Genomic DNA, 25,109 nt, shown 5'->3' with positions numbered 1-25,109 from the left:
AGAGAGTCATGGGCAGTGTTCGGCCCATCGGCTCCTGTAGTAATTGAGTAAAGGAAACTTAAATGGCTGCAAGCCCTAAAATTAATCGTCGTGAACATATCCTTCAGTGCTTAGCCACCATGTTAGAAACGAGTCCAGGACAACGCATCACCACAGCCAAACTCGCAGCAGAAGTCGGTGTATCGGAAGCGGCTTTGTATCGTCACTTTCCGAGTAAAGCAAGGATGTTTGAAGGGCTTATCGACTTTATCGAAGAATCCTTACTGTCACGTATTAACCTCATCATGGATGATGAAAAAGACACCATGAAACGGTGCCAATTACTGCTGCAACTGCTGCTCGTTTTTGCCGAGCGCAACCCTGGGATCTCGCGAGTCCTTAATGGTGATGCCCTGCTTGGGGAAAATGAGCGTCTACGCAGCCGAACCAGCCAAATATTCTCGAAAGTCGAAACTCATCTTAAGCAAATTTTACGTGAAAAGACGCTGCGCGAAGGCAAAGGCTTTAACTTAGACGAAGCCATTTTAGCTAACTTATTACTGGCAGTCGCCGAAGGCCGCATAGCGCAATTTGTACGCAGCGACTTTAAACAGAAACCCACCGAACACTTTGCCGAACAGTGGAGTTTTATTCAGCAACAGCTACTACAAAGTTAACACTAATTTTAATGTAGGCAGCAAAAAATCGCTGCCTACGACCTCCTGTCCAAGTATTGCACTTATACAACCTTTGTTTTACCCTCATACCGCAACAAAAATATAAAACCTGATAAAAAATTATGTTACAAGGAAGTTCTATGAAACTAATTCAGTCGTTTAGTTTAGCCTGCTTATACCTCTTGAGCAGCCATCTCTTTGCCGCCGATAAAGACTCCGCATGGTTATTTAGTCGCTCTGAAGAGTTTTCCAATGTCCAAATCTCTCCCGACGGTGACTATCTCAGCACAATAACATCTAAAGATGGCAAGCATATGCTGATGATCCTCGATGCCAAAACTAAAAAGCCGACAAATGTTGTGCGCTTTCCAGATAATGCTCAGGTTGGACAATACGTATGGGTTAACAATGAGCGAATCGTGTTGGCCAAGGAGTATTTGAAGGGGTGGAGTGATCACCCAATCTATTATGGTGAGTTAATGGCCGTCAATGCTGACGGATCGCAGCCAACGTACCTATTTGGCTACAAGGGCGGCGAACAGCAAACGGGTTCACGCATCAAGAAAAATACGCCTATAGAAGCTACCGCATACATCTTAGACCCAATGCCAGAGGATGATCGTTATATGCTGGTCAATGCTCTACCTTGGGGTTCTCGTGGCTCAAATATGATGGAAAATCTGCAGCAGGTTTATCGTGTCGATGTCTACAAAGGCACACGCAAGAAGATAGCCACGGCACCAATCTCTTACGCCCGCTTCCTCCCCGATCACGATGGTGAAATTCGCTTCGTTAGTGGCACTCGCGACTATATTTCATCGAGCCTCTACTACCGTAAAGACAACGAGTGGGTAGACACAGACAAACTTAACCTAAACCTCGACGATATGAGCCCTATCGCCTTTGGCGATGATGAGAACAGCGTCTATGTGCTAGGCAGCGAAAATGGTCAGCCAAAAGGTGTTTATTTAGTGGACATCAAAAGTGGAACTAAGCGCCTCATTAGCCAAGACAAAGCTGTTGACCCAAGTAACGTATGGATAAACCGCGTCAACAAAAAACTTTATGCGGTAGAGTATGAAAATGGCTACCCCACTTATGAATTTGTCGACAAAGAAGAAGCGCTTTCCAAGACGCTGAAACAATTATTGGGAGCATTACCTGGCCATCAAGTTCATCTCGTCAGCCAAACCAATGACATGAGTAAGCTGATTATCAAGGCCTTCAACGATAGAAATCCTGGTGACTACTACATCTTCGATGCCGACAACAAAAAGCTCGAATACTTAGTGTCACAAAAGAAATGGTTAGACCCCGATAAGATGGCCGAAATGAAGCCAATCAGCTTTACCGCAAGAGACGGCAAAGTGATCAACGGTTACCTTACATTACCTTATGGCAAAGAAGCCAAGAACCTTCCGCTTGTGGTCAATCCTCACGGCGGTCCACACGGTCCAAGGGACTGGTGGGGCTTTGACGACCAAAACCAATTGATCGCCAGTCAAGGCGCTGCCGTGTTGCAAGTGAACTTTCGCGGTTCGGGCGGTTACGGCAAGGCGTTTGAACATGCCGGGCACCAGAAATGGGGCACAGAGATCCAATACGACATTATCGATGCCACTAAGTATGTCATCGAACAAGGCATAGTCGACAAAGAGAGGATCTGCATCGTAGGTGGCAGCTTCGGTGGCTATTCAGCACTGCAGAGCCCTATCCTGGCGCCCGATCTGTTTAAATGCGCCATAGGTTTCGCCGGTGTCTATGATCTTGATTTGATGTTCAGCGAAGGGGACGTACAAGGTCGCCGCGCGGGTGAGCGTTATCTCAAGCAGGTACTGGGTGAAAGCCAAGCCATGCTGACCCAGATGTCTCCTAGCAAAAACGTCGATAAGCTTAAGGTCAACTTGCTTTTGGTGCATGGCGGTGAAGATGATAGAGCGCCAATCGAACAGCTAGAAGCGCTGGAAGAGGGGCTCAAGAAGCATAACTACCCTTATGAGAAGCTGGTAATGGACGATGAAGGCCACGGCTTCTATAACGACGAGCATAGGGCCAAATATTACCGTCAGATGATGAGCTTCCTCAAAGAGAACCTGAAGCTTTAATTTCTTGAAACCTTAAAAGCCGATTACCGCAATCGGCTTTTTTGTTATTCCCTTATTAATTCTGGGTATAAATTACCCGCAATTCAGGGTATCCTCCCTGACCCGATCCCCTATGTTAACTGTCACAGGGCGGGCTATAATGAATACCTTATGGGTTAATTTCTTAACATTATTAGCAAATTAATCTTACTGAACAGACCACTATTTATGGTGGAGGATACAATGGCATTAAGTGAAGCAGCACAGCAGGTGCAAACCGCATTATTAGAGCGTGGTCTTGAGACGCCTATGGTCCCGTGCGGACTAAGCAGCGAAGCGCGCAAGGAAAAGATTGAGCACCATATGCGCGAGATCTTGACCTTAATGTCACTGGATCTTCGTGATGACAGCCTGATCGAAACCCCTAAGCGTATCGCCAAGATGTATGTCGACGAGATCTTCTCTGGCCTGGATTACGCTAACTTTCCCAAGATCACCGTTATCGAGAACAAGATGGGCTTCGATGAGATGGTTAAGGTCAACGACATCAGCCTCACCAGCACCTGTGAGCACCATTTGGTGACCATAGATGGCGTTGCTACCGTGGCCTACCTACCACGTAAAAACATCATAGGCCTGTCTAAAATCAATCGTATCGTGCGTTTCTTTGCTCAGCGCCCTCAGGTGCAAGAACGCCTGACTCAACAGGTTCTGGTGGCATTGCAAACCTTGCTAGAAACCCAAGATGTGGCCGTTAAGATGGATGCCGTCCACTACTGCGTAAAATCGCGTGGCGTAATGGACTCAACCAGTTCAACCACCACTACAGCGCTCGGCGGTATTTTTAAATCTAACCCTGCTACGCGCGCCGAGTTTCTGAGTAATTAGTTTTAAAAGAAGGTTCTAGAACGCTTCACTACGAGGGCGGTCTTCGACCTGCTAGGAAAAGCAGAAACCAAAAATAAAAACGCTGCATTATTAACGCAGCGTTTTTTCGTTTCAGGCTAAGTAAAAGAAAGAGCCCGAAAACGGAACACTCGCATGCTCGTTACGGATAACAGAACGGCCTTCGTCCTCTCGGAAATTAAGAGCAGATTCGAACGCTTCACTACTATAGACGGAACGTTCGCTGACGATAAAAAATCATAAAAAAATGCCGCGATTATAGTTAACTATAATCGCGGCATTTATCTTTTCCGTAAGCGAACGTTCCGTTATCCGTAAGCTCTAAATCCCGTACTGGTCACGATAAGCACTTACTGATGTTAGCTGCGCTTCCATACCTGGTTTTTCAGACAAGTAGTTAATCAGATCTTCAAGCTTAATAATCGACACGATTTCACAGCCAAAGTCGCGCTCAACTTCTTGAATCGCCGAGAGTTCACCCTTGCCTTTTTCTTGACGATCCAGCGCAATCAATACACCAGCAAGTAGGGCTTTATGGGCTTCAATAATCTCCATCGACTCACGGATTGCAGTGCCCGCAGTGATCACATCATCCACCAACATCACACGACCCGTTAACTCGCTACCGACTAGACTGCCACCTTCACCGTGGTCTTTCTTCTCTTTACGGTTAAAGCAATAAGGCATGTCGATGTCGTGATGATCGCAAAGTGCAACCGCTGTCGTGGTCGCAATCGGAATACCTTTGTATGCAGGGCCAAATAGTAAATCATACTCAATGCCAGAATCGACTAACGCCGCAGCATAAAAACGGCCAAGGCGCGCCAAATCACGACCGGTATTAAACAAACCCGCATTAAAGAAGTAAGGGCTAGTGCGGCCTGACTTTAACGTAAATTCGCCAAATCTTAATACATTACGCTCAAGGGCAAACTCAATAAACTCACGTTGATAGGCTTTCACAATCTCTCCTTAAAAATGTAGGGGTAGTACTTATAGTTTGGATATTAAGGTACAAAAAGGACCCCGTAGGGCCCTTACATAACAATAAAACAAATTAGCTCAATGCGGCCTTCTGCACATCGACGATTTCACGAATACCGTGCTTGGCCAACTCCAGTAAACTAAGTAGCTCTTCATGGCTGAACGGCTCACCTTCTGCGGTGCCTTGAATCTCAATGATCTTGCCCGTTTCTGTCATAACCACGTTCATATCAGTTTCAGCGGCGCTGTCTTCAATATACTCAAGATCACAAATCGGCTCGCCTTTATAGATACCCACGCTAACCGCAGCGATAAGGAACTTAAGCGGGTTGCTCTTGATGATCCCCTTACCACGAGCCCAGTTGAGCGCGTCAACCAATGCCACACACGCACCAGTGATAGCCGCAGTACGCGTGCCACCATCAGCCTGAATCACGTCACAATCGATAACGATAGTGTTTTCACCTAACGCTTTCATATCAACCGCAGCACGTAGCGCTCGACCGATAAGACGCTGGATCTCTTGTGTACGACCCGATTGCTTACCACGAGCTGCTTCACGGTCCATACGACTATGAGTTGAACGTGGCAACATACCGTACTCAGCTGTTACCCAACCTTGGCCTTGCCCCTTAAGAAAGCGTGGTACGCCTTCAGTGAAGCTAGCAGTACAAAGTACTTTAGTCTCACCAAATTCAACCAAAACAGAACCTTCTGCGTGAGCGGTAAACTGTCGAGTAATCGTTACTGGACGAGATTGAGCGGGCGTTCTGTCACTTGGGCGCATAGGAAATTCCTGTTTAGATAAAGAGAAAGCAAATTTGGCTGCATATTATAGGGGCTAGCGGCGATTGATGCCATGATATTCATGCGCCAAAGCGTAAAGGCGGCAGAGTTTGCTTTAACCCTTTGCATCATCAGACTATAATCCAAGCTCAATTAATCGATTTAAACAATTGGAATAACCCATGATCCAAAGCATGACAGCCTACGCTCGTATCGAGCACAAAGCACAATGGGGCACCGCCTCTTGGGAGATCCGCTCGGTCAATCAGCGTTATCTAGAAACCTACCTACGCCTACCAGAGCAACTTCGCAGCCTAGAACCTGTGCTGAGAGACCGTCTACGCAAACGTTTAAATCGTGGCAAAATCGAAGTCAACCTACGTTATGACCTAGGTGAAAACAAAGACAGCGACCTACAGCTTAACCAAGCCTTAGCAGCCCAGATTATCCAAGCGGCTAATTGGGTAAAACAAGAAGCAGGACAAGGCGAAATTAATGTCGTCGATGTATTGCGCTGGCCAGGCGTTATGTCAGGTAGTGAACAAGATATGGACGCGATCAGCAAAGAATTGCTCGTCGCCTTTGATGATGCCGTTGCGCAGTTCATCGAAGCCCGAGGTCGCGAAGGTGATGCCATCAACACCATGCTGCAAACTCGCCTTGATCAAATTGTCGAGCAAGTCACTATCGTACGTGAACACATGCCAAGCGTTATGCAATGGCAACGCGACAAAATAACCAATCGCTTGAGCGAAATTCAAGGCGAACTTGATCCCGCCCGTATGGAGCAAGAGATGGTAATTCTTGCACAAAAGATGGATGTTGCCGAAGAGATGGATCGACTCGACGCACACGTTGCAGAGACGCGTCGTATCCTTAAAAAAGGCGGCTCTCAAGGTCGTCGCCTCGACTTTATGATGCAAGAGTTTAACCGCGAATCTAACACCCTCGCCTCTAAATCCATCAGCGCTGAAGTCACCGCCGCAGCAGTCGAACTAAAAGTGCTTATCGAACAGATGCGCGAACAGATCCAGAACGTGGAATAGAGTTCAGCAACCCCATCAAGCCTACCTAAAACCCTGTTATAACGCTTGTTATAACAGGGTTTCTATGTTTTTACATATCCTAGATTGTTTGCTATTATTCAGCATAAGTGGTGACCAAAATGGTGACCAAATACGTTAAAAAACCTTAAATTCATCAAAATCATCAAAAAATGACCTTTGGTCACCACTTTTGAGGTAACTCCATGAATGACAAACAGATAAAGGCATTTTTAAAAAGTAAGACTGTAGAACGAAAAGCTATTGTTGGTTGTAGTGGGTTATATATTCGCTCTAGAGGCACTGGAATAGGGTACTGGGAGCTCAGGTACACCGTAAATGGTAAACGTCGCACCATGACCATTAGCGGTGGCACATACCCACAAATGAGCTTAGCTGATGCCAAAGTGACTGCCGCGGTACTCATTCACCAAGCAAAGCAAGGTGCAGATCCTCTAGCGGAGAGAGATAGAGCTAAAGAGGAGACTATAGTAACTGTTGATGACCTTTTTGAAGATTGGTATTTACATTATGCCAGTAAGCTGAAGCACCCTGAGATCCCTAAACGACAATACACTACTGACATTAAACCTAGTATCGGACAACTAAAAATCAGTGATGTAAATGCTCGAGATATCAGATCAATTATAAGTAAAGTTGCCGCAAGCGGAAGAGACTCGGTATCCAATAAAGTCCTATTATGTTGTAAGAAGCTATTTACCCATGCTTGCAAACTAGATTTGATACCCGCTAACCCAGCAAGTGCATTTACTGCTGCAGATGCTGGTGGAACTGAATCAAGTAGAACTAGACGACTTACATTCACAGAGCTTCGCTCAACGTTCAGAGTACTGAGTAACAACGATCATTCATTTATCAGAGACAATTATCTAGCTATTGCTCTATTGGTTTGCCTTGGTGTCAGAAAGGGGGAGCTAACTCAAGCCAAATGGGAGGAGTTTGACTTTGATAATAATGAGTGGCACCTCCCTGCAGAGAGAACAAAAACAAAAGCCGCAATTATAATCCCTCTATCCGACCATATTATTCCCTGGTTCAAAGAGCTTCACGTGAAGGCTAACGGTTCAGAATTCCTATTCCCATCTAGACGGGTCTCAAAACAAAAAAACGATGAACCAAGAGGACACATATCTAACGACACTCTAAACCATGCATTGGCAAAGGCTTTCGGTAAGAAAGTTGATAGTGGAAAGGTAGCAAGCTCAAATCTCTTAGGTAAGGCAGGGGTTGAGTATTTTGTTATTCATGATTTAAGACGTACATGCAGAAGTTTATTGGCAGAGATTGGTATCCCCAACGACATCGCTGAAAGATGCTTGAACCACAAAAGAAAAAAAATTGAAGGTACTTACGATCAGTATAACTATCTAAAAGAGAGAGCTGTTGCCCTTGATAAGCTGGCATCAATGGTTGCACCTATGGTCAACAATGAAACCAACGTAACACCATTCTCACAACGAGCTTAATGTAAATAAGGTGAAATATGGGTTTTGACATAAATCTAGACTGTCAGATTTGGATAGACGATATAGCAAACCACTTAACTGATGGCGAGCTCACTATAAGCAAGATCAATGAACTTCGCGCACTGCAACAGAAAGACCTAACTCCTGAATCAATCTGCGATCACGCAGGTTTATCGCTAGAGTATATTGAGAGTAAGCTTGGTGTGAACATCAGCGAGACTGAAGAGCTTGAATCTCTTGCCAGTATCCAATCTAAAGTCGATAGCTTTCAGCAAGAGCTAAAGTTATTCAAAGCAAGTTTACCAACAACTGACCACCAGCAACTTGACAAGCTACTGCTAAAATTTGGCTCACTTAACTATGAAATAGGTATCCACAATACAGCGGCTCAAACAAACCATGCTATGACCTATGGTGAAAAAGCAAAGATGGATGTAACTAAGGGAGGGGTAGCAGTTAGCGAGAAGAACAACCAGTATCGCGAAATAGCCATAAAAATAGCACAAGACTTTTTCCAGCAACCTGAGCACCAAACAGTAAAATATGCCTTTGTGGCCAGAGCAATTAAACAACTCATTAGAGACCATAAAAAAGTTTCAGTATCTGAAGGGCTAATCAAAAAACAGATCTTCGAGTATGTGCCTGCGCAAGCAAAGGCTGGTGGGCGACCTGATAAGGAAGTTCCATGTAAAGACATAGTGCAAGAGCTCATACTTAGGAAATATTCCAAATTGTTTGGCTAACTTCTATGCTTTAACTTCAGGAACTAGAAAGGAAGACTAAGCAAGTAGAACTCTTGCACAATTAAGTCGTTTTAGGACATTTCTGCATTAGGACTTTTGCTCTACTATGTAAGTTTCAGAGTAATATATCTATGGGCTAACGCCAGTAACAGCGGGTCGGCCGTAGGCCGAACAGCCTGATGACTCTTGTTATGACCGCTATAATGAGAAATCTACCCTGCAAGCCCCAGACTTTTCGAGAAAATCAATACCAACCAAATACGGCCTGTGAAACCCTTTCTTTGCATCATTAACTTCTGTTGGTTTTATTAACATAATGCACTGTTCAATAGGATACTCGGGCCTACCAAAAATCAAATCTGCATGAGCCTCAGCGGTGCAATCCAATAAGGTCCCGTCACTTAATGTTAACCATACATGGGCTTTTAAGTCCCCCCGCCCAGGGTTAGCTAGTTCGTCCTTTATACTTTCATAAGACATTTCACAGTAAACATAATCGTCCCAATATCGATCGCCAACAGTAATATAGCTATCAACATCTAGATATAGCTTCAAAAAGTGTTTCAAATCCAAATGAACTGGGATGCATTTTTGCGCGAGGTCTGAAGAGTAGCTGTATCCTCTAAATTTCAACACTTCAAAACAGAGCAATTGAATACTCTGAAGCTTACTCTTGGATAAAGCTTTCTCTATCGGCAGGGGTTCCTTATCGACTTTAAGCCCAAGTTCCTTAGTAGCTAGAACAGCTTTAATAAATCTTTCTTTGTAATTCAACTTGACCTCTTTAATGAACTGACCTTTAAATTCTATGAGTCATAACGTCAGTCTTAACTGGCGCTTTGTATAGAGCGCAGCGAACGAAAAATGCGAGCGAGTTTACGGCCTTGTTAGGTGATGGTTGCACCTGCCGCTCTCGATTCAGGAAGAATGATTTCTTCTATTATTGACTCGATTGAGTCGATCGTTGATTGATTAATCCTGATTTGTCCAGCCGAATACTGGCTAGATGAAATCGCAGGCTCTGTCCCTATAAGAGAATAACTTGCGACACGATTCAACGCTTCACGGAGAAACGTATCCCGAGTACGCCAAAATGGAGCAGGAAAAGAGAAAATGCCTTGACGCATTGCCGCCACACCAATCTCTTTCCCGTTTTTCCGAAAAAAATATAGCAATGTTTGGCTATTGCTCGGCCCTTTCCATTTCAGTTCATGGCGAACAAGTTTGTCATGTATTAGCTGAATGCCACCGCTAGTGTCCTTTGCGACCAAGGATGATAGCAACTCTTCCTTAGCACCCATATCTATATCTCCTTTTTCTCGCCGAATGACCGATGTTCACGAGCCGTAGGTCTCGTGAAACAGATTGTTCTTTAATTCGGAGAGAGGAGTTTTTCGCTACTCAATCCGTGAGTTTATAGTCGATGCCCTTGGGGCGACTTTGAGGCCTCCCTTCGGCGTTACGGAAGCATCGCTTCTTTACATAAAGTCAATTACAGATCTCTTAAAGGCTTCGCTTTACGAGTCCAGGCAAGTGCCTTCAAACTATCATAGAAAAGGCGTTTCTTCCATCGCATTTAGCGCTATCTATTCCATTGGCTAGACTAAATTATCACTTCTGTTTTGCTTAAAATTGTCTACCGCAGGTCAAGAATATTTTATTAGTACTCATGCGCGTTTTTCAAACCTATTAATTAAATGGCCTGGAAATATAGTTGTCTGATTTTATTTAATTATTTCCGATTGAATTAACACGCACTGATTTTGTGTTCAAATCACCTCCAAACATCTGAATTTAAATACGAATGTATACCCATACATTGTTGGGCGATTTACGGTGAGGTCAAACATTAAGCAAAGAGATGAGAGTTTGTAGGGCAACTCGTCTGTAAGCTAGCTATTCACTAGCCGAGTGCTAGCAAGCTTTGATGTATAAACAAGCAAGATAAGCTCGCCCCCCCAATAAACTACCCGACCGCTAGCGAAACTATAGTTTCGCTAGCGTTTGCTATTTTTCCTCCCCCACAAACAGCGCAAGATGGCCTCGAACCCAAATGACAACTCAATAATTCTTAGAGGTAGTTAATGAATTCTCAAACAGATAACCCATTGCCTTACGATAGGCTCGTTCGTGAAAGTGAAAGAAAACATATTACCGGTATATCAAGAACTACAGCATGGTCCCTTGAGCGAAAAGGCCTATTTCCCAAGCGTAGAGAGCTCATCCCGGGTGGTAGTGAGGTTGCCTGGTCCCTTATAGAATTGAATAACTGGATAGAATCCAGAAAAGTTAAAAACATTGGGGGAAACAATGCCGATACAAACCATTAATGATGACCGGAGGTTTTTCTTTGAAGATACAAGAATTATTAACAGGAAAGAGTTGTTAAGCGCTATTAAAGAAAAAGCGAGTCGATCTTCACTCGCGCTTAAAATTAAACAGGGAAAATTCCCACCACCAACAGTTAAAAAAGGCAGACATAAATGCTGGTTACTCAAAGATATCGATCATCTAATTAACATTCATAAATTACAACCCTCACAGATTCGGAGTTAACTAATGAACACTGAAGAAAATAGAATCAGAGAACTAACCAAACAGTTAATCGATCAAGATATAGAGGTCGAGATACTTAGGAATATAACCAATTACTACATTCAACTAACAGAAGTTCTTTACGAAAGGCTACGAAATCAGCCTATAAAAAACACCTAAAATAATGGTTAATCATGGCGGTATTTAAATAATATAAATTAAAACCGCCATGGTCATCAGCTAACAAATACAACCTACAGAAAAAAATATTATGTCATTCATCATCACCAAACATAACAGCCTTACTTATGTATACAAAAATCACTGTTATCAGATCTACAAGCCGAAAGTTAAAAAACACTTAAAAAATGCATTAAATAGGGTATTTATATTGTGTGAAACAATGCTGAGCCATTATCAAAGAGTGTTTGTAGTAAGAGTTGATCTTCACCCCAGACAATATTCACCAACCAATAAAGGTATTGGTTTATACCTCCAGGCTGAAAAAGCAAAACTACAAAAACTGTACAACTGTAAAGTCGCCTATTTTTGCACCAGAGAACAAGTATCATCATCTATCGAGCACTACCATGTAGTCTTTATGCTGAGTGGTCATAAAATTCAGCATGCCAGTAGACTAGTTGATTCACTTTCAATTTCTTGGCAAGAATTTTCTGGAGGGACGCTGAGGAAGGTAAAACGCAGTTACGGCACCATGACAAGAGGCAATAAAGCTTCTATCGACCCTATTATCTATCGTATTAGCTACTTGACCAAAGAGCACTCTAAGGAGCTCAATGGTATAGCAAGAAACTTCATTAGTAGTAGGCTAAAGCCAAAATTAGCTATTCATAAACATGATGAGCTGTTGCTTGTAGATCCTCAAACTACATTCACTAAAAATTATAAAAAGCTCCTATTCATTAAAACCTGTCATCAGTTAAGTAAAAATCATAACAAAACAAGCCAAAAGCATGGCTGGCTCAAAATGAGCGAGTTACCGGTATCTCTCCACGCCATAACTCACTCAAATGCTCAAACTGAAGACAATCATCAACTAGCTTTCAAACACGGCCAAATCACACCAAAAGAGTGATAAACACTTAGGCTCAATTACTGCACTTTGCAATGGATGTGGGAAATGAAAAAAGCAAAGCAAGCTAAAGAGAACAAAGACTACATCATTGATCCCAAAACCCGACGCTCAAAGTTTAAAGATAACAACCGTGCAGCCCTTATTCATGGTGGTTTCTCTAACAATATACCGGAAGTATTGGTTGGCTCAATATTGGATAACGACCTTGGTTTTGAACTTGGAGTTTTAAAAGGTCAATTATCCAATGTCACTCTCCTGGGACATGAGGTTATAACAAGGCTAATCACTGAAGGGGATGACTCCGCAGCCCTTAGCGTTGTACTTTCATGTGCCGATAGATCCGCCAAGCTTGTCCCACAAATTCATAAAGTGCTCGACTGTTCACTTGCTCAAGCAGACTCCCCTCAGGTAATTAAGACGCGCAAGCAATGGCTTAATAAGCTTTACAAAGGCAAGTGCTTAGCTAGTGATGTCGCATATCATTTTGAGATCCACCAGCTAGGAGAGTTACCTGGGTACGTGCAAAAAATGCTCTCTAATGAGCTAACAGCACAACAAACCGATACTGCTCACGACAACCTAAGTCGTGAGCAAATATTTGAAAAACTAGAAGACTACAAAACCACTATTGCGGCGGAAGAAGAGCAGATCAAATTGCGTCAACAGGCTGTATCGAGAGAGAAGCAAAGAATTAACCAGCAGCTGTTTACTAACTCTAAACCTAGCGAGGACAATAATTGAAAAAGCTAAAAACGGTTTTAGCAGATCCTCGATATATAGAACTCTTAGCCATGTTCCAGCACGACTGGATTGGCTTTGCCTCAGTATTAGTGGGAAAAAGTCCTACCTGGCAGCAAAGACAGATAATATCAGCAATTCAAAAGCAAGGCGCAAGAGTGTCTGTATCTAGCGGTCATGGTACAGGCAAAAGCGATATGACCAGCATTATCATCTTGGCCTTTATTATCTTAAACCCAGAAAGCAGAGTGGTAGTGGTTGCCAATAACGCAGCTCAAGTACGCAATGTCATTTGGAAGTACCTAAAAATCAACTTCAAAGCTCTCTGTAGTAACACTCCTTGGATAGAACGCTACTTCGATTTAAATGAACGAGAGTTCTACGCTATCGGTTATAAAGGCATATGGAGTTGTATTACCAAATCTGCTCGCCAGGGCAATGAAGAAGCATTAGCGGGTAAGCATTGTCATACCTACCTAGTGGTCGTTGATGAAGCCAGTGGTCTATCAGACAAAGCGCTAAACGTATTGAGCTCAGCGCTAACCGAAGCCAACAACAATATGTGCTTACTCAGTCAACCTACCCGCACATCAGGCTTCTTTTACGATACTCACCATCGGCTAGCTAAAACAACCGATAATCCTAACGGGATCTGGGATGCAATCACTTTAAACTCTGAAGAATCGCCTTTGGTGACGCCTGAGTTTATCGGTGAAAAACTCATATCTTACGGTGGTGAAGACTCGCCAGAATACCAAATAAAAGTATTGGGAAGCTTTCCCGACAATTTGGATGGCTACTTACTAAGCAGAATAGATTGCGAGCGAGCAGCAAGCAGTTCACCAGCACTCATTGATGGTCAATGGGGCTGGGTAGCTGCATGCGATGTAGGTAATGGCAGAGACAAGTCGGTGATCAATATTTGCAAGGTATCTTTAGAGCCTGAGGATACTCGGCTGGTCGTCTCCCATTCCATTATCGAAATGCGCGCAGACATAGATCCTATAGACTTTGCTTACGAGATAAAAAGGCACGTAGAGCCCTATGTGAGCCAAAATATCAGCATTTTAATTGACGGTGATGGCGTTGGCTTCTCTACTGTAAAAATCGCCTTAGAACTCGGTTTAAACGTTCAAGAAATCAGATGGGGGAAACCTGTCTTTAATCGTGGGGAGAAAAGTCGCTTCATCAACCAACGGGCATATAGCCATATCATGATGCGTGATGCGATAAAAACCGGACGAATGCAGATTGATGGCTCGGAACTTACTAAAAGCCAGATATCCCGTTTACCTGTCCACCTCAATGAGCTCGGTCAATGGGTTGTATGCTCAAAGAAGGAGATGCGAGAGAAGCACAACATAAAATCTCCAGATAGATCCGACACCTATTGTTTTATGTTTTTGGCCAATCCACAGCCCATATCAACAAAAATCACCGAGGCTGAATCAGAGCGAGAAAAGGCTATAAACCCATGGATGAGTTAGAGTCTGTCTAAAATTAAACGCGGTGAAACACCGCGCGCGCGTGCTTGAAATTTTATAATAAATCAAATTATAGGAATTTTAAACGGACCCTAACCTCTCAATAGCAAAGCTTATATGTCGATCTTGGAACAAAGATAGCTTACGTTCAGCCCACTTAGGTCCTCCTTCCCAATAACCCAAGCCTTGCTTAATCGACTCGATGTTATTGCTACACTTATCTTTACTAATTAACCAATCGACGGTTGCTAGCAATTCCATTCCGTATGGTGACTCAAATCCTTCAATTAACTTTGAAGTTCTTTCTAAAACTGGCAAATATGCTTTAGCTTCCGTCTTCAAGTAAGCTTGCAACTTCTCTTTTTTCATGTCATTGAAACGTATGACATCTAATGGGTCACTATCTGGAATGCGCTTATCAGAGCAAAGGTAACTTCCATCTAGTGCATTTAGTAAATGAGTTAAATTGTGTGCGTAAGGTCCATAATTTTTCGCTTGGAATTTAAGTTTAAGGATGTCATTTAACCCCTCTTTCTCCAGTTCACGAGATAACAACCAAGCTAGTTTTTGGATCTCAAGCAAACTACATTCCATGCCAAGAATCCAGTAACGTCTTACGAGTTCGGCAACCATAGCCCTAGCAGGAGTTAACGTCTCAACTCCTTTTGTTTTCGTTACATTCTGATATTTAGCAATAGGTTCATATACATAGATATCTACATTTTCTAATGATGATAGAGCGGTTTCAATTTCTGGTTTAACATCTGACCAATTCAAGCCTCCATTACCCGCACCAAGCGGAGGAATAGCTATTGATTTGATATCATTAGCTACGATCCAGCTTCTCAAGTCTTTCAGACCATCAACTATCCATTCCATTTTAGAAGATGAGCGCCAATGCTGTTTCGTTGGAAAGTTCACAATCCACTGAGGGTTACCAAGTTCATTAGTTGCAGTAACAAACATCTTGCCAGTCTGAACTTCTTTATCCTTACAAGCTTTAACATATAAACTCATGTTTAAAGAGAATCGCTCTTTAAACATTAACGCAATACCTTTACCCATCACACCTACAGTATTAACTGTATTAACTAGGGCTTCGGTGTCGGATTCTAGTAAATTACCTGTTGTGTAGTGAATCATGAAAAATACCATCCTGGCCGTGTAACAACTTGCAAGTTGTGACCAGATTTTTTAATTGTCTTTTCTAAGTATTGCTTAACATCATCTGAAAAGCACACTATTCCAACCAACGCCTCTACGGGCACATGGCTATGAACTAAAGCTTCTGCTTGATATCGTTCAAACTTAGCAGGATCATCAGCATCACGCTTAAAATCCCTCTTCTGAATAATATTCCAGTCAATTTTATCCAAATTAGCTAAGTCATCATAAAAATTAGACCACATATAGTAAGCATGACTGTCAGTATAAATAAATGGAACACTGCGCTTTTCTAGTTCCCTTAAACTAGATACTAAGATGACGATTTCACTATTTCCACGCCTCTTAACCCCTCCCCAACCACTATGAATATTTTTTAACATAGGAGAGAATGGAGTAAAGTAAAAGGGCACATAATCATTAAGCGTTCCTCCTGGTGCAATCGGCACAGGGTGTGTTGCTCGCTTAGATATTAGCTCCGAATTTCCAATATCTACCCATGTTTTAGCTCGCACATTACTATTGCCAGCATGAAGACCGTTCTGCAAAATCCATTCGACGTTATCTCTATGAACAATGCGCCATATCAATGCTTTTTCCGGATTTAAACCTGCCTGATAACTCATTAATCAACCATTTATAAAAAATGCTGTTTGTACATTGATATGGGGTGTTAGATTGTATCTATTACATAACATGCCAACTTCTTCTGCAACCTTACCATTGCGCGTATATATACTAAAAATATTACTTGATGGAACTGTTGTTGGAGATAAGCACTCAGCCATACAAACCGATTTGCACTCTGGATCATGATATTCACGTTTGCTCATAAGCTCCCAGTCTATTGCGTCCATGCCTTCTGCATATTCCAATATTTGAAACTTGCCAATAGCTAATGGGTGCCGAGGAATAATTTTCCAATTCTCTTGAGCAGCAAGCCTTCTGTGAACAGTTAAAATAACAAACTCAATATCAGGGTTCCTTTCTTGTACACTTCCATCAAATGGGTTCCTTGCGAAGAAATGAAAAGGAACCATTTTATGTAGATTATGGGCTTCGCGCCCTTCCAGAATTTGCCTATCCGCGACATCAGAAAAAAGACGCGGATTTAATTCGCTGCGTGATTTTATGCCTTCTTTCAAAATAGCCCCTAGATTAGCTAGATCTGTAATGTGATAAATCAGAGATTGATTTTTAATGTTAGTCCTTTGTTTTTGCATGTTACTTTCCTTAGTAGTGCTCTTCAATATAACCGTACGCCTTGGCGAACAGCTCTTTGTCTTTTCCTAAACCAAACTGGGCAAGAGTCAGTAGCAGTGCCTTTTGAATCTCTCTTGGGCCACTGTTGGAGCTCTGCCAGCCTTTAAAGCGCTTGGCTTTTACAATCTTGTCTATCTGCTCGACGACATCACCAATTACCTTAGGTGTGCTTTCAGGGCGTGTTTCTAAAAACAATTCTGTTAACGCCTGCTTGTTATCTTCCTTCGTTACAGGTGAGTCACCCGTTTCACGCTCGGCTTGAACGGTATCTTTAGCTGTATCAAGTAGCCCTTTCAGCCAGTCGATTGCTTTGATTACACCTGCTTCATAATCCTGGCGAAGCTTCTCTAAGCGCTCACCTAATGCTACGAACTGAGGGTTACCACTACCTCTTAGGCGACCCATTAGATCGATTTCTAACTGGCTTGCGCGCTTCTCTTGTTCTTTCTCAGTCAAAGTGAAGATAGCGTGCTCATCCATAACCAGCTCATCGATGTCATCACGAATACGATTGATATCTGTATGCTCATGAATCATCTTAATGGTTTCTGGACCTAACGCTGCCCACACGAGAGAGCCTGTTTGCCCTACTGGGCGGACTGATTCATAGATTTGTACCAACCACTTATAATCAGCTCGATAAGGAGTTAAGAAAGCATCTGGGTTAATCGCAGACCATAGCTTAGCTAATACACCGAAAGAGGCTGCAAATTCATCGCGCTTTTCGTTAGTCGGTAAGCAAGCTTGCGCTGCCATAATGCCTTCAAAACCATCGATGGTTCTGTCGACATTAGGGAAGAAGCTTAAACACTTGTCTAACTGAGCTGGCAAGAGCTCCTTAAAGGCCTCAATGCCTTCTACAACACCGTCGATTTCTTCAGGATCGTATGCGAGTGCGGTACGCAAGTTCTCAAACACGCCTAAGTAATCAATGATGAGGCCCATTTGCTTACTAACATTATCCGTCTCGTACAAACGGTTAGTACGACACATTGCTTGCAACAAGGTGTGGTCACGTAATGGCTTATCTAAGTACATGCAGTAACAAATAGGCGCATCAAAGCCAGTCAACAGTTTTGCGGTCACGATCAGCAATTGAAGTGGTTGTTTTGGATCTTTGTAATCCTCAATCAGGCTCTTCTGCTTTTGGTCATTACCATCAATCTCTTGCCAACGTTCAAAGTCGGACTCTTTGATAGGCAGCTCAAGGTCTTGCTTCCATTTACGCCAGTCCTTGTTAACCTTGCCTCTCTTACTTGCATCTTCATCTTTGATTGGTGCTTGGTCGACATTCATAACCACTTCAACCGCATCGAAGCCTAGTTTCTTACCAAGTAAGTAATACATCTGAACGCAGGCGTCTCGGTCATACACCACAACCATGCCTTTCATCTGCTTCGGCTTTACATGGCTTACAAAGTGATTGGCAATATCTTCACTTACTGCTGCCATGCGTTTTGGCGCCTTCAACATAATCGCTAAGCGGCCAGCACGTTTAGACAATGCCATTTTCTCATCATCATCCAGGTCGTTGTCTTTGACCATTTGTTCAAAAGCTTCATCAATCGCTGCACGATCCACACGAAGCTCAGCCAAACGAGGCTCAAACTTCACTGCATTGGTCGCTTTATCTCGTATGGATTGCTTATAGCTGTAGCGGTTCATGTAACGCCCTTCATCTTCTTCAGCACCAAAGAGTTTAAAGGTATTGCGGTCGATACCAGAAATCGGCGTACCTGTTAAACCATAGAAGTGAGCATTAGGTAGCGCCCAGCGCATTTTATCGCCGAGGGAGCCTTCTTGAGTACGGTGCGCTTCATCCACCAGCACGATAATGTTGTCACGACTATTTAGGCCGTTTTCATTGCTCTCATCGATTTCGACATCTTTGAACTTGAAGACTGTGGTGATCAAAATGCCGCGACTATCTTGTTCTATGTGCTCACCAAGCTTTCTACAGCTTTGTACTTTGATGAGGTTTTTAACATCTGCCCCACCGAAGGTTTCATTAATTTGGCTATCGAGATCTCGGCGGTCTACCACAATCAACACGGTTGGATTTTTCAACTTGTTATCCGCACGGAGCATACGAGCGGCATAGAGCATAAGCAAAGACTTACCAGAACCTTGGAAGTGCCAGATAAGCCCTTTTTTCGGATAGCCTTTTTTTACACGCTCAACAATTTGCTTTGCGGCTTCAAATTGCGGATAACGCGGTAGAATTTTAATGCGTTTAGGAGGCGTGTCTTTACCTGTCTTCACCGTTGAAAACAGCGCAAAAGACTCTAGCATTTGCAGCAAGGTTTCTGGATTCAGCAAGCCTTCACAGCTATCAAGTACGGTAGCTAAGCTAGCTGGAATCTCATCTCGCTGTTCGGTTTTATGCCATGGCCCCCAATCTTTCACTCGCGCATTAATTGCACCATAAGCAAAGGTGCGACCTTCAGAAGCAAAACACAGAAGGTTTGGCACGAAGAACGGTTCAACATTTTTCCAATAGTGCTTTTGCCCGCCCATAAAATCGGCTGCGCCATCTTGCCAGGTGACACTTGGACGAGTAGCAGATTTTACTTCCCCCACCACCAGTGGGATACCGTTCACATACAGAACGATATCGAAAAACACCTCTGTCGCGGCAATGAAGTGAACCTGCTGCGCAACAACAAAGTGATTGTTTTTAGGAGTATCAAAGTCAATCAGCTTGATAGTGATGTGGTCGCCGCACTCACCAAACGGCAGGCTTTTTTCTGCCATCAACCATTCATGAAAATTCTCGTTAGCTTTGACTAAGCCTGTGTGTTTGGCTTCCAACATCAAGCCACGAAGTTTGTAGATCACTTCATCAGCATAATCAGGATTGTTGCCAATATCCGGGTTTAACGAACAAAGCGCATCTTTGAGCCAGGTATCAACGAAGATATCGTGTGTTTGCTTCGGCAAACTCTCACCATGGCAGTAATTCCACTTAACTCCGCTTAAGCTCTTCAAACGGTCAATAATTCCATTTTCTGTTACAGTTTGTTCGTTAAACATACCTATCTCACCATATTTAAATATGCATTTTTCAAATTGTATGCGCTAGTCAATGCCTTTGTAATTTCTGAATACTCTCCATCTAGTGCTTTTAGCCTTTTAACTATTAAACACTGCAATTCCTTATTAGGGAGGTAAAACGAGTAAGCACACAAATCCTGGCGATTGATCTTAGGCATACCAGTTCGCATTGATGTTCCTATTGCATACTTATTAAAATGTTCAGATTGCAATAGATAAAATAGATAGTCAGTTTGAAGTCCGCATTTTCCTTTCAACGGATATACATCCGCGCTACATACACCTTTTATCCTAGGGAATACGACCTTCCTTAAATTAGGACGAATTTTGCTATAGAGGACGTGCTCTTCGTCAAATAGGTACTTACCACTTTTGACATTATCTACTTCCGCAGTGTTATAAGGTAAAAGAATTGCTAGTCTTTTCTCCATATTATCCGGTGCTATATGCGGAAAATGCTTGTACTCTTCAGAAGTTGGGTCAACTTGCCCACTCACAATATCCAATGTTTTTGAAAAAGTAACTTTTTCAGCACCATGACTCTCTGAGAATTTTTTTGAAAAAAACTTAGAAATAAAAATTCTTTTAAGATCCAAAACCGAACTCTGAAGATTCTTTTTTAACTCCAATACCTGATCAAGTTTTTCCAAAGTAAGAAGTAGCTTTTTCTGTTCTTCTAGTGAAGGAAGAGCGAATAATTGCCTTGCCAAGGTATTCCATTTAATCGTAGGAGATAGAGAGCCCTCAGATATGGACACTGCACGATCCATAAACGCATCCGACTGCATGAAGTAAGGTAGATATTCGGGGAGAACATCACCACCTAATGGTCGAATAACCATACCGTGAGCAGAAAATATCCCATCAAACGGGGCTAATGCTACACGCTTCAGATAGGCGTTCCGTTTTGCGAATAGAATATCGCCTTTTTTCATTTCAAGTTTTTGCCCCTTCAGTACGACCTCACTTCCCCAGCGCTTAACTTGTAAATAACCACTATCTAAGTGCTCCAAACCAATATAGTTTTTCTCATCACCAGCCGTAGGATTCACTCTTACAGATATATGTTCGGCAACATCGCCAAACTTAATCAATTTCCAACCTTTCGGTAAATTTTGAACAGTCATTTACTTTGCCACCTCGTTTTCGATGTCGTAACCAAGCTCTTCAAGGCTTTGAAGTAGTTTATTTGTCTGCTTTTGTAGCTGAATACGAGTTACTTTCCACTCCTCAATACAATGCTCAACATCATATTCATCGCCATTGCCTTTAGCTTGTACATACAATGGAATCGAAAGGTTGTAGAGGTTTTCCCTAATGAGGTCGAGACTTGCCAATACTGCTATGTCACTTTGAGCTTCAGGGTTACTGTAAGCTTCACACAACACCGCTAAGTCTTCCTCAGATAAATGGCTGTGTGTACGCTCTCGGGTAACATGTTCTACACCATTGATGAAGAGAATCTTGTTTTTACGCTCAACTGGCTTATTGCAGTTAAGTACGACCACGCACGACTCCATAGGTGAGTTATAGAATAGGTTCTTTCCTAACCCGATCACTGCTTCGATGATGTCAGATTCAATCACCTTTTTACGGATCGCATGCTCAGAGTCACGGAACAGCACACCATGCGGCCAGAGCATGGCCGCACGGCCGGTATCGGGTTTTAAACTTTTGATGATATGGGTATAGAAGCCGTAATCAGCACAACCTTGCGGTGGCACGCCGTACATATTGCGGCCATACGGGTCCGCTGCAAACTTTTCACGATTCCACTTTTTGATGGAGTACGGCGGGTTAGCGAAAATAACATCGAACTGTTTGAGTTGGTCGTTCTCAATAAACTTCGGGTCGCCTAAGGTATCGCCACGCATAACATCGAACTCTTCGATGTCATGCAGAAACATGTTCATACGTGCAATTGCAGAAGTCAGTAGGTTAACCTCTTGACCATGTAAATGAACCGACCTCCACTCTTCTCCTTGCGAACGTAAATCCATTACTGCGTTAAGCAGCATACCGCCCGTACCACAGGTTGGGTCATAAGCCGTTTCACCAGGCTTTAACTGCATGATGCGAGTCATTAAATGCACTACGGTTCGGTTGGTATAGAACTCTGCAGCTGTATGACCAGAATCATCAGCAAACTTTTTAATTAGGTACTCGTAAGCTTCACCCAAGTCATCTTGAGCAACTGACTTAATCCCCAATGGAATTTTGCTGAAATGTTGAATAAGGTCAGCGAGTAGGTGATCTGGTAGACGCTCTTTATTGGTCCACTGGGCATCACCAAATACACCATGTAGTCGTTCATTCTTTGCCTCAATCACACGAAGTGCGTTTTGAATGGCTTCGCCAATGTCTTTGCTGGTATTACGTACCTTCTCCCAGCTTGCTTCTTCTGGGATATCAAAACGGTGGAACATAGACATCGCAGCGTATTCTGCATCACCTTCGTGCAGTTCTAAGGCTTCGTTAAACTCTTCTAGGTAAACATCTGACAGACGTTTGAAAAATAGCAATGGGAACACGTATTGCTTGTAGTCTGAGGCATCAATTTGCCCACGCAGAAACTCTGCTGCGCCCCAAAGTAGATCTTCTAGTTTTGCATTACTCAAAATCGACATTCCATAAACATAAGGCTTTCAATCCAAAAGTTGGCATATTCACTATTGCGATTATTAATAAATGGGCCTGTTTCAGACAAAATGTATATTGTCTTCTGATAATTATTTGCTAACTTCTCTAATGCTGAACGCTGATATTTTTTTAGTGGATAGTCATTTACAACATCATTAGTGAGTAAAAATGACAGCTTTTTTTCAGCTTCATCATCTTTAATATGAGTAAGGTAGTTTACAGAGAAGTCTCCTCCATCACGCTTATTGATGTATGCTTTTGCAAAGTAGACTCTGTACTCGTCCTCAAAATCGCTAATTTGATCACCATCAAGCTCAACGAATAAATCTTGTAACTTAATAAGTCCCACACCAGGAAGCTGCACATCAAAGTTTTCACCTTTCTGATAAGCATCCACCATAGAACTTAATGTTTTGCTTCTTTGAATTTTTCGTTTTTGATGCTCATCCTCATCGCGTGGTTTAGGGCGTACTAAACGTCCATCTCCGTCAGAAGTTTCTGGGACATCACCTACTGGCTTTGCGGTACTTGGTTCTTGAAGATTAAAGCGGACTGCATTATCAAAATACTCATCACTATCACTATAGATGTCACCAACCTTTCGCTTAGTTTTACCTACCTCTTCTTGATCTTCTGCAATTAGACACTTTTCTGAATGCGAACCAACGACCTTAAAATAAGGGTCACGTTTACGTTTTTCCTTTTTCTTGTCCAAGTTCGCACAAGTTACTTGCGCATCGCATTTTGGATCTGGACATTCGAATTGGAATTTGGAAAAAATACTCTTTTTATACAGTTCATCAGCTTTACTTGCCGTAACTAGGGTATTTGTTTCAAGTGATAAGGCTTTATCTAGTGTCATATTTCAAATCCCTCTTTTATCAGCAAGGCTTCAAGCTCTTGCTCTGCTATATCCAATGCAGCCAATTTGTGTTGAAAGTCTTTTAAGGCTTCTTCAACAGTTATCGTTTCTTCTTCCAAAGGCTTTTGCACATAACGAGCAATGTTCAAATTGAAATCGTTCTCTTCAATCTCGCTATGTGGCACCCAACGTGCGACACCTTCAATGTCATCAGCCTTGGGCCCTTTGGTGCGCATATTCTGATAGATGTCATAGATTTCATCAGCTTGAGGCTCTGACAAGGTGTTTTGCGCTCGGCCTTTAGTGAAGAACTCTTCCGCATTCACTATCAGAACATGGTCTTTATGCTCTTCTGGCCTGGCTTTACGCAACACGAGAATACAAGCCGGGATACCTGTGCCGTAGAACAGGTTTGATGCCACGCCGATTACCGCCACGATGCGGTTTTCTTTTAATAGCTTGGTTCTGATTTTACCCTCTGCTCCGCCACGGAAAAGCACGCCATGTGGCAGTACTACCGCCATGCGCCCTTTATCATTCAATGAAGCAAACATATGCTGCACCCAAGCGAAATCCCCGTTGGTTTTTGGTGCTAAGCCAAAGCTTGCACGACCGTATGGATCACTTGTCCAATAGTCATAACCCCACTCTTTTAAGCTAAATGGTGGGTTTGCGATTACGCAGTCAAAGTTTTCTAGTTGGTCATTTTTCAGAAACTTAGGATCACGAAGTGTATCACCACGAACGATTTCAAAGTCTTCTTGCCCGTGTAGGAACAAGTTCATGCGAGCAATGGCTTCGGTGGTTAGGTTCTTCTCTTGACCTTTGATTTTAAGGAGACGTGGGTCACCACCGTTCTCTTTAACATGGTGAATGGTTTCAAGCAGCATACCGCCTGTACCACAAGCCGGGTCATAAACACTTTCATTCGCTTGTGGGTCTAGAATATTGACCATAAGACGAACAATGGTACGTGGCGTATAGAACTCACCTGCTTTCTTGTTTGCTTTATCAGCAAAGCGCTTGATGAGGTATTCATAAGCACGACCCATATCATCATTACGCACACTCGATACGCCAAGGTTAACCTTGTTGAAATGGTTGAGTAGTGTCGATAGCAGTTCATCTGATAGACGCTCTTTGTTGGTCCAACTCGCGTCACCAAAAATACCATGTAGCTGGGGGTTAGCTAGCTCAATACCACGGAAAGAGTCCTTCAGCGCTTGGCCGATATCTTTAGTATCAGCGAACACATCTCTCCAATGGCATGCTGGTGGAATTTGAATGCGGTGGAACATGTCGCCTTTAGCAAGCTCTTCGTCACCCACTTGCTCCATCGCCTCTTCGAACTCTTCATCGTAAACATCACAGATACGCTTAAAGAATAGGATTGGGAAGATGTAGGTTTTGTAGTCTGAAGCATCAATTGGACCGGTGATTATATGGGCCGCATGCCAAAGGTGCGCTTCTAAGTCTTTGAGTTGTATTAGTGTCATGTAAATCCAAGTAAACTAAGGTACTTTGCTTACTTGGAGTGTACACTAATTGCTAAAATGATTAACTCATTTGGTTCTCAATTGCTGC

22 protein-coding genes are annotated in these 25,109 nt (G+C 42.9%); 10 read left to right on the top strand and 12 right to left on the bottom strand.

Going from position 1 to position 25,109, the window contains the following annotated elements:
- Positions 1-62: 62 nt before the first annotated feature.
- The 3 genes from slmA to folE all read left to right on the top strand — a co-directional run bounded on the left by slmA (position 63) and on the right by folE (position 3,628).
- Positions 63-656 (top strand): nucleoid occlusion factor SlmA, encoded by a 594-nt coding sequence (gene slmA / locus L876_RS0106415; RefSeq protein ID WP_028763044.1) that lies wholly within the window; start codon positions 63-65, stop codon positions 654-656.
- Positions 657-796: 140 nt separating this feature from the next.
- Entirely contained in the window at positions 797-2,761 is a 1,965-nt protein-coding gene (locus L876_RS0106410; RefSeq protein WP_028763043.1) for an alpha/beta hydrolase family protein, read from the top strand.
- 222 nt (positions 2,762-2,983) lie between these two features.
- A complete protein-coding gene (gene folE, locus L876_RS0106405) occupies positions 2,984-3,628 on the top strand; it encodes a GTP cyclohydrolase I FolE (protein WP_028763042.1) in 645 nt (214 codons plus the stop codon).
- A gap of 339 nt (positions 3,629-3,967) precedes the next feature.
- Here the strand turns inward: folE and pyrE are convergent, their stop codons facing one another.
- Both pyrE and rph read right to left on the bottom strand, forming a co-directional pair.
- On the bottom strand, positions 3,968-4,609 hold the full coding sequence (pyrE, locus tag L876_RS0106400; RefSeq protein WP_028763041.1) for an orotate phosphoribosyltransferase: 642 nt from the start codon (positions 4,607-4,609) through the stop codon (positions 3,968-3,970).
- A gap of 94 nt (positions 4,610-4,703) precedes the next feature.
- Positions 4,704-5,417, bottom strand: coding sequence for a ribonuclease PH (rph, locus tag L876_RS0106395; protein WP_028763040.1), 714 nt, complete (start codon positions 5,415-5,417; stop codon positions 4,704-4,706).
- Positions 5,418-5,598: 181 nt separating this feature from the next.
- Here rph and L876_RS0106390 point away from each other — a divergent pair, with 181 nt between their 5' ends.
- From L876_RS0106390 to L876_RS0106380, 3 genes are all read left to right on the top strand, one after another.
- On the top strand, positions 5,599-6,462 hold the full coding sequence (locus L876_RS0106390; protein ID WP_028763039.1) for a YicC/YloC family endoribonuclease: 864 nt from the start codon (positions 5,599-5,601) through the stop codon (positions 6,460-6,462).
- Between the two features lie 203 nt (positions 6,463-6,665).
- Positions 6,666-7,946, top strand: a complete 1,281-nt coding sequence (locus L876_RS0106385) for a tyrosine-type recombinase/integrase (RefSeq protein WP_028763038.1) — start codon at positions 6,666-6,668, stop codon at positions 7,944-7,946.
- Between the two features lie 17 nt (positions 7,947-7,963).
- Positions 7,964-8,689 (top strand): hypothetical protein, encoded by a 726-nt coding sequence (locus L876_RS0106380; RefSeq protein ID WP_028763037.1) that lies wholly within the window; start codon positions 7,964-7,966, stop codon positions 8,687-8,689.
- 198 nt (positions 8,690-8,887) lie between these two features.
- Here L876_RS0106380 and L876_RS0106375 read toward each other — a convergent pair whose 3' ends face one another.
- Together L876_RS0106375 and L876_RS0106370 are read right to left on the bottom strand one after the other, a co-directional pair.
- Positions 8,888-9,463: a hypothetical protein gene (locus tag L876_RS0106375; RefSeq protein WP_037428110.1), complete on the bottom strand. Its 576-nt coding sequence runs from the start codon at positions 9,461-9,463 to the stop codon at positions 8,888-8,890.
- Between the two features lie 113 nt (positions 9,464-9,576).
- Positions 9,577-9,990: a hypothetical protein gene (locus L876_RS0106370; protein WP_028763035.1), complete on the bottom strand. Its 414-nt coding sequence runs from the start codon at positions 9,988-9,990 to the stop codon at positions 9,577-9,579.
- Positions 9,991-10,773: 783 nt separating this feature from the next.
- On the opposite strand from L876_RS0106370, the gene L876_RS21250 reads away from it, so the two are divergent.
- The 4 genes from L876_RS21250 to L876_RS0106340 all read left to right on the top strand — a co-directional run bounded on the left by L876_RS21250 (position 10,774) and on the right by L876_RS0106340 (position 14,545).
- Complete coding sequence (locus tag L876_RS21250; protein WP_037428109.1) at positions 10,774-11,019, top strand: helix-turn-helix transcriptional regulator; 246 nt, start codon at positions 10,774-10,776, stop codon at positions 11,017-11,019.
- A 476-nt stretch (positions 11,020-11,495) separates the two neighbouring features.
- Entirely contained in the window at positions 11,496-12,320 is an 825-nt protein-coding gene (locus L876_RS21245; RefSeq protein ID WP_051412970.1) for a YagK/YfjJ domain-containing protein, read from the top strand.
- A gap of 45 nt (positions 12,321-12,365) precedes the next feature.
- Positions 12,366-13,061, top strand: coding sequence for a hypothetical protein (locus L876_RS0106345; protein WP_028763033.1), 696 nt, complete (start codon positions 12,366-12,368; stop codon positions 13,059-13,061).
- Positions 13,058-14,545 carry a hypothetical protein gene (locus L876_RS0106340; protein ID WP_028763032.1) on the top strand — a complete coding sequence of 496 codons (1,488 nt, stop codon included), beginning with the start codon at positions 13,058-13,060 and terminating at the stop codon, positions 14,543-14,545. Before L876_RS0106345 ends, L876_RS0106340 begins: the two co-directional genes overlap by 4 nt.
- A gap of 78 nt (positions 14,546-14,623) precedes the next feature.
- On the opposite strand, the gene darG is transcribed toward L876_RS0106340, so the two are convergent.
- The 8 genes from darG to L876_RS0106300 are packed head-to-tail and all read right to left on the bottom strand — an operon-like array spanning position 14,624 to position 25,021.
- Complete coding sequence (darG, locus tag L876_RS0106335) at positions 14,624-15,685, bottom strand: type II toxin-antitoxin system antitoxin DNA ADP-ribosyl glycohydrolase DarG (RefSeq protein ID WP_028763031.1); 1,062 nt, start codon at positions 15,683-15,685, stop codon at positions 14,624-14,626.
- Positions 15,682-16,332 carry a type II toxin-antitoxin system toxin DNA ADP-ribosyl transferase DarT gene (darT, locus tag L876_RS0106330; protein WP_028763030.1) on the bottom strand — a complete coding sequence of 217 codons (651 nt, stop codon included), beginning with the start codon at positions 16,330-16,332 and terminating at the stop codon, positions 15,682-15,684. The genes darG and darT overlap by 4 nt, the downstream gene beginning before the upstream one ends.
- Before the next feature lie 3 nt (positions 16,333-16,335).
- Entirely contained in the window at positions 16,336-16,929 is a 594-nt protein-coding gene (locus tag L876_RS0106325; protein ID WP_028763029.1) for a DarT ssDNA thymidine ADP-ribosyltransferase family protein, read from the bottom strand.
- Between the two features lie 10 nt (positions 16,930-16,939).
- Positions 16,940-20,002, bottom strand: a complete 3,063-nt coding sequence (locus L876_RS0106320; protein WP_028763028.1) for a type I restriction endonuclease subunit R — start codon at positions 20,000-20,002, stop codon at positions 16,940-16,942.
- A 2-nt stretch (positions 20,003-20,004) separates the two neighbouring features.
- Positions 20,005-21,150 carry a restriction endonuclease subunit S gene (locus tag L876_RS22280; protein WP_051412969.1) on the bottom strand — a complete coding sequence of 382 codons (1,146 nt, stop codon included), beginning with the start codon at positions 21,148-21,150 and terminating at the stop codon, positions 20,005-20,007.
- Positions 21,151-22,650 carry a type I restriction-modification system subunit M gene (locus tag L876_RS0106310; protein WP_037428107.1) on the bottom strand — a complete coding sequence of 500 codons (1,500 nt, stop codon included), beginning with the start codon at positions 22,648-22,650 and terminating at the stop codon, positions 21,151-21,153.
- Complete coding sequence (locus L876_RS0106305; protein WP_028763026.1) at positions 22,638-23,525, bottom strand: hypothetical protein; 888 nt, start codon at positions 23,523-23,525, stop codon at positions 22,638-22,640. Before L876_RS0106305 ends, L876_RS0106310 begins: the two co-directional genes overlap by 13 nt.
- On the bottom strand, positions 23,522-25,021 hold the full coding sequence (locus L876_RS0106300) for a type I restriction-modification system subunit M (protein WP_028763025.1): 1,500 nt from the start codon (positions 25,019-25,021) through the stop codon (positions 23,522-23,524). The genes L876_RS0106305 and L876_RS0106300 overlap by 4 nt, the downstream gene beginning before the upstream one ends.
- Between the last annotated feature and the right edge of the window lie 88 nt (positions 25,022-25,109).

The sequence above is a fragment of the Shewanella colwelliana ATCC 39565 genome, assembly GCF_000518705.1.
In the GTDB taxonomy this organism is placed as follows: Bacteria; Pseudomonadota; Gammaproteobacteria; order Enterobacterales; family Shewanellaceae; genus Shewanella; species Shewanella colwelliana.
This window is presented reverse-complemented; position numbering and strand designations above follow the sequence as displayed.

What these genes read in the sequence shown, in the direction of transcription:
- slmA (WP_028763044.1), top strand. Translation starts at nt 63, where the DNA reads ATGGCTGCAAGCCCTAAAATTAATCGTCGTGAACATATCCTTCAGTGC.
- L876_RS0106410 (WP_028763043.1), top strand. Translation starts at nt 797, where the DNA reads ATGAAACTAATTCAGTCGTTTAGTTTAGCCTGCTTATACCTCTTGAGC.
- folE (WP_028763042.1), top strand. Translation starts at nt 2,984, where the DNA reads ATGGCATTAAGTGAAGCAGCACAGCAGGTGCAAACCGCATTATTAGAG.
- rph (WP_028763040.1), bottom strand. Translation starts at nt 5,417, where the DNA reads ATGCGCCCAAGTGACAGAACGCCCGCTCAATCTCGTCCAGTAACGATT.
- L876_RS0106390 (WP_028763039.1), top strand. Translation starts at nt 5,599, where the DNA reads ATGATCCAAAGCATGACAGCCTACGCTCGTATCGAGCACAAAGCACAA.
- L876_RS0106385 (WP_028763038.1), top strand. Translation starts at nt 6,666, where the DNA reads ATGAATGACAAACAGATAAAGGCATTTTTAAAAAGTAAGACTGTAGAA.
- L876_RS0106380 (WP_028763037.1), top strand. Translation starts at nt 7,964, where the DNA reads ATGGGTTTTGACATAAATCTAGACTGTCAGATTTGGATAGACGATATA.
- L876_RS0106370 (WP_028763035.1), bottom strand. Translation starts at nt 9,990, where the DNA reads ATGGGTGCTAAGGAAGAGTTGCTATCATCCTTGGTCGCAAAGGACACT.
- L876_RS21250 (WP_037428109.1), top strand. Translation starts at nt 10,774, where the DNA reads ATGAATTCTCAAACAGATAACCCATTGCCTTACGATAGGCTCGTTCGT.
- L876_RS21245 (WP_051412970.1), top strand. Translation starts at nt 11,496, where the DNA reads ATGTCATTCATCATCACCAAACATAACAGCCTTACTTATGTATACAAA.
- L876_RS0106345 (WP_028763033.1), top strand. Translation starts at nt 12,366, where the DNA reads ATGAAAAAAGCAAAGCAAGCTAAAGAGAACAAAGACTACATCATTGAT.
- darG (WP_028763031.1), bottom strand. Translation starts at nt 15,685, where the DNA reads ATGATTCACTACACAACAGGTAATTTACTAGAATCCGACACCGAAGCC.
- darT (WP_028763030.1), bottom strand. Translation starts at nt 16,332, where the DNA reads ATGAGTTATCAGGCAGGTTTAAATCCGGAAAAAGCATTGATATGGCGC.
- L876_RS0106325 (WP_028763029.1), bottom strand. Translation starts at nt 16,929, where the DNA reads ATGCAAAAACAAAGGACTAACATTAAAAATCAATCTCTGATTTATCAC.
- L876_RS0106320 (WP_028763028.1), bottom strand. Translation starts at nt 20,002, where the DNA reads ATGTTTAACGAACAAACTGTAACAGAAAATGGAATTATTGACCGTTTG.
- L876_RS22280 (WP_051412969.1), bottom strand. Translation starts at nt 21,150, where the DNA reads ATGACTGTTCAAAATTTACCGAAAGGTTGGAAATTGATTAAGTTTGGC.
- L876_RS0106310 (WP_037428107.1), bottom strand. Translation starts at nt 22,650, where the DNA reads ATGTCGATTTTGAGTAATGCAAAACTAGAAGATCTACTTTGGGGCGCA.
- L876_RS0106305 (WP_028763026.1), bottom strand. Translation starts at nt 23,525, where the DNA reads ATGACACTAGATAAAGCCTTATCACTTGAAACAAATACCCTAGTTACG.
- L876_RS0106300 (WP_028763025.1), bottom strand. Translation starts at nt 25,021, where the DNA reads ATGACACTAATACAACTCAAAGACTTAGAAGCGCACCTTTGGCATGCG.